Origin of the sequence: Acinetobacter sp. UBA6526 (genome assembly GCF_002434875.1) — a bacterium.
GTDB classification, from domain to species: Bacteria; Pseudomonadota; Gammaproteobacteria; order Pseudomonadales; family Moraxellaceae; genus Acinetobacter; species Acinetobacter venetianus.
Genome location: NZ_DJLC01000143.1, coordinates 5310 through 9926 on the forward strand (window position 1 = coordinate 5310; position 4617 = coordinate 9926).

The window sequence follows — 4617 nt, forward strand, 5'->3', positions numbered from 1 at the left end:
ATTTATTTTCAAAATTTAGTTTATATAGTCGAAAATTAGCTTCTGGTTTAGAGACCATTGGTGAAGGCTTTTATCTTATTTATCGTCATGGTTTATATAAAGATCCAAATAATCCTGTAAATACGCGCTATGTGCAGTATTTCTGTCGTCGTCTATGCGAAGTCTTCAATATCGAAGTACAAGTGCATGGTACGATTCCGCGTGAACCTGCACTTTGGGTGAGCAATCATATTTCATGGCTTGATGTTGCTGTACTTGGTTCTGGTGCTCGTATTTTCTTTTTGGCCAAAGCAGAAGTAGAAAAATGGCCAATTCTAGGAAATCTAGCGAAAGGTGGAGGTACGCTTTTCATTAAGCGAGGTTCAGGGGATTCAATTCGGATTCGTGAACAAATTACTGAGTTTTTAAAACAAGATATTCCAGTACTATTTTTCCCTGAAGCAACAACCACAGATGGTCATAAGGTTAAAAAAGTACATGGTCGATTATTAGGTGCTGCGATTGAAGCGCAGAGACCTGTTCAGATTTGTGTGATTTGCTATGTCAATCAACATGGCGAACTTGATATGGTTGCACCTTTTATCGGTGAAATGTCTTTTGCTGAGCATGTGCAACGCGTTTTAGAAATGCCGAAAGTCACTGCACATTTAATGACATTACCTGCTATTCCTGTAGAAGGACATACAGTTGATACCTTAACCAAAGAAGTTGATCGTCAAATGCGTGCGGGACTTTTAGAGTTACAACAAAAGGTTTTAAACACCCCACCTAGTGCTACATAAAACCTTCGATAGGTAGCCAAGACAAAACTTTAACCCCAGCTTTTTGCCACCATTTCATCCGAGGTTCTTTTGTGTAAACAACAGGACCTTGAGGTGTTTGGCGTTGCCATGTAATTTTCTTATTCGCATTTAGGACAAGTTTATAGGCATATTTACTGAGATTTTGATCCATGGTTGCGTGCACAGCTTGAGCTAAAGGTGGACTATCAAGTAAAACACCAATTTCAGTATTTAAATAAGCTGAACGTGGATCAAAATTAAATGACCCGATAAAAACTTGCTTTTCATCCAGCGCCATTAGCTTTGCATGTAAACTTGATCGGCTAAGACCTTTAATATTAACTTTGGCTTTTTTAGCTAAATCTTCAGTATGTTTGTCGAGGTCATCTTTGTCTAAAGCGGGCAAGAATTCATAGAGTTGAACACCTTGCTCTAAAAGCTCCTTGCGATATTTACCATAGAAAGCATGTACCACTGCAACGTCATTGGCTTTAAAAGAGTTGGTTAAAACTCTAACCTTCACACCATCTTGGGCTAGATCGCCCAAGATTTTTGCGCCTTTTTTTTCAGGAACAAAATAAGCAGAAATAAGATCAATGTTTTTTTCAGGCTGTTCTAAATGATTGATCAGTTGGAAATTAAGATGTTCTTGCTTTTTTGCTTTAGACTTGATTTTATCGGGTGAGTCTTTAACAACTTCCGCTTTAACCCAATCTAATGAAATGTCTCGATTGATCAATGCATCGATTGATTGCGAACGATCAGTTAAATCCAAATAGTTTTGTACAGTGACTTTTTTATAGTGATCATCAAGCTGTTGTTTTAAACTTTCATAGCTGAGACGATGAGATTTTGGATTAACGATTTCACGAACATCATAGGCATATTCATGATTCCAATAATCATCAAAAGACTTGGAAATGTCATTTACCGCCGTTCCAAACAGCATGACATCAACATCTGAAAATTGATAATTATCACTAACGTTATAGTATTGATTCGTCATATTACGACCACCGATCAGTGCAACCTGATGATCTGCAATAAAACTTTTATTATGCATACGTCGATTAATACGTTTTAAATCTAAAACCATATCGATTGCGCGGTATTTGCGAAAGCGATAAGGGTTGAATAATTTGACTTCAATGTTAGGGTGTTGAGCTAAAGCTAAGAAAATACCTTCGGTATGTTTTGCATTATTGTCATCAATTAAAAGTCGTACTTTCACACCACGATCAGCCGCACCAATCAATGCATGTAATGCAAGTGCTCCAACTTTATCGTTATCCCAAATATAGTATTGAAGATCTAAAGTTTTCTCTGCTTTATCAATTAAACGCAAACGAGCAGCCAAAGCCTCCAAGGGCTCATATAAAACATGATAGCCTGTCAGGTTTGGATGTTGTTGCTGTAAAGGTTGAATTACTTGCGCTAAAGTTGTATCAGCAGTGTTGATCTGTAAGGTGGGCTGTGATGTTGGTTCAATTGTGTGCTTTGGTAGCGTACTACAGCCCGTCACCGTGATCGCAATACTGCAATAAATCGCAAGCATACTTTTATTGTAAGTAGTTGTACTTATTTCTGTATGTTTGCTATTTATGCGAGAAAATTGCGTCATAATTGTTACTGATTAAAAGTTGGGCTTGAGTATAACATTTCATCTAAAAATATAAATATGAGATGCGATATCTGTCCCTAGATGAGGTTAATGAGATCTGTAATGCTTGATTCAGATACAACAGTTTTGATTTTCTATTCGATTTTCGCAGTTCTAGCACTCTGGGCATTTATACAGGCTTGGGTGCATCAGTCACATACAGAGACAATTCATCCTTTTAAAGCTTTTGTGCACTTATTGGCTTTTTATCTCTCTTATTTACTTATTCCACTCTGGTTCTTTAGTTTGTATGCAGGGTGGATTGGTTACTACAGCATACACCAAACAGCTTTTGTCTTTCTATTAAGTAGCCTTTTAATTTATGCCCGCTTTATTGAGCCGCATACGGTTCATGTCAAACATCATCAATATCGTTTGAATCCGCATCGTGAATTTAGCAAGCCTGTGAAAGTGGCGGTTGTGGCTGATATGCATGTTGGATTGTTTTCAGGACATGAGCGACAGTTAAAAACGATTGTGAGAAAGCTGAATCAGGAGAAACCTGATCTTGTGGTTGTGGCGGGGGACTGGACATACGAACCTGAGAATCGGTTAGTGCATGAGCTTGCAGTATTGAAACAGATTGAAGCTCCTGTTTATTCAGTACCAGGAAACCACGATGAGCAATATCCCGGACCACCGATTCAAGCGCTATTAAATGAAGCATTAAGCCAAAACGATGTCATTGATATCGAAGGCAAGATTGTTGATTTTGATGAGTTTCGTTTAGTGGGTATTGGTGACTTATGGGCAGGTAAGGCGAATATGCGTTTCTTACCAGAGCTGCCACAAGATAAACCTTGGCTGATTTTGTCACATAATCCAGATACTGTAGACATGGTTCCAGAGTTACCCATGCGTCCGTTAATGCTGTCAGGGCATACGCATGGAGGACAAATTGAATTACCGTGGATTACCAATTACATCATGAAGAAAGTTTCAATATTAGGGCATAAAAAAGGATTTTATATCCATGAACATGCAGATGTATTTGTCACGGTGGGTACAGGCATGGTTGGCGTTCCTTTTCGATTTAGAGTGCCCCCAACGATTGATATTATTGAGCTAAAATAAAAAAAGGCCAACTTTTTATTGTTGGCCTTTTTATTTATTAATCATTTTATGGAATGATAATCACAGCAACGCGACGGTTATTCGCACGATTCTCATCACTTGTATTTGGAACAAATGGTTGTTTAGAACCACGGCCAATTACAGTTAAATTATTTGGTTTAAACCCTTCATTAACAAAAATAGAAGCAACACTTTGAGCACGTTCTTCAGATAGTTTCTGATTGTATTCTGGATTACCAATATCGTCAGTATGACCGACGATTTTTAATTTCTCTAAATCATATTTTTCTAGCTGTTTTGCTAGGCGCGTAATTTCTTTACCATGCTCTGGCTTAATATCTGATTTATTAAAGTCAAATAATAAGCGCTCTGGTAAACCAAGGCTCCAGCCCTCATCCGTTAAAACAAAGCCTTCTTTTTTTAACATTTTAACTTGACGGTACTTAAGTGGACCAAAACTCAAACATCCAGCCAATGTTAGGCAGAGTAACGCAATAAATGAAATTTTAATGGTATGAGTGCGCATAACATGTCCTAAATTTCTGGTTTATATAAAAACCAATGTGGGTTTAAATTCTTTGCTTTATACATTGCTTGATCGGCTTGCATTACCAAATCTTCTGGATTTTCTGCAAATTGGGAGAAAGCAATACCCAGACTAAAACCAAAATGAATAATTTCACCGTTAAAATTTAAAGGTTCTACGCTGCTTGCAAGTAGCCCCTCAGCAATAGCTTTCAAATGGTCAGCATGGTGAATTGCATGCAAAATAATTGCAAACTCATCTCCACCCAGTCGAGCAATAAAATCTTCCTGTCGAACAGATAACTTTAAACGCTGAGCCATTTCACGTAACACAGCATCTCCAGCTAAATGTCCAAACTGGTCATTAATAAGCTTAAACTTATTATTGTCGATGAATATTAACGCAGAATTGTGACGAAATAGAGGGTTTTCGAAAATATTGAGTAATTCTTCATAAAAATAATGCCGATTTGGCAGACTTGTTAGCTGATCATGGTGTGCTTGAAAGGAAAGCTGGCGATTTTCTTTTTGTAAGTTGTTATTCCAGATTTGAATTTCTTCTAATAATTCATTAAA

5 protein-coding genes are annotated in these 4617 nt (G+C 37.4%); 2 read left to right on the forward strand and 3 right to left on the reverse strand.

Features of this window, described 5'->3' with window-relative positions; translation table 11 throughout:
* A partial coding sequence (locus B4237_RS09395) for a lysophospholipid acyltransferase family protein (RefSeq protein ID WP_286942842.1) occupies nucleotides 1-782 on the forward strand: 782 nt, incomplete at its 5' end.
* Here the strand turns inward: B4237_RS09395 and B4237_RS09400 are convergent.
* The gene (locus B4237_RS09400) at nucleotides 775-2337 is read right to left on the reverse strand and encodes a phospholipase D family protein (RefSeq protein WP_017196799.1); all 1563 of its coding nucleotides are present in this window, start codon (nucleotides 2335-2337) and stop codon (nucleotides 775-777) included. The genes B4237_RS09395 and B4237_RS09400 overlap by 8 nt on opposite strands.
* A 168-nt stretch (nucleotides 2338-2505) precedes the next feature.
* Here B4237_RS09400 and B4237_RS09405 point away from each other — a divergent pair, with 168 nt between their 5' ends.
* A complete protein-coding gene (locus tag B4237_RS09405; protein WP_278596014.1) occupies nucleotides 2506-3516 on the forward strand; it encodes a metallophosphoesterase in 1011 nt (336 codons plus the stop codon).
* 46 nt (nucleotides 3517-3562) lie between these two features.
* Here the strand turns inward: B4237_RS09405 and B4237_RS09410 are convergent, their stop codons facing one another.
* Both B4237_RS09410 and B4237_RS09415 read right to left on the reverse strand, forming a co-directional pair.
* Nucleotides 3563-4042, reverse strand: coding sequence for an OmpA family protein (locus tag B4237_RS09410; RefSeq protein WP_004877481.1), 480 nt, complete (start codon nucleotides 4040-4042; stop codon nucleotides 3563-3565).
* 8 nt (nucleotides 4043-4050) lie between these two features.
* On the reverse strand, nucleotides 4051-4617 hold a 567-nt coding region (locus B4237_RS09415), incomplete at its 5' end, for a GGDEF domain-containing protein (protein WP_286942846.1).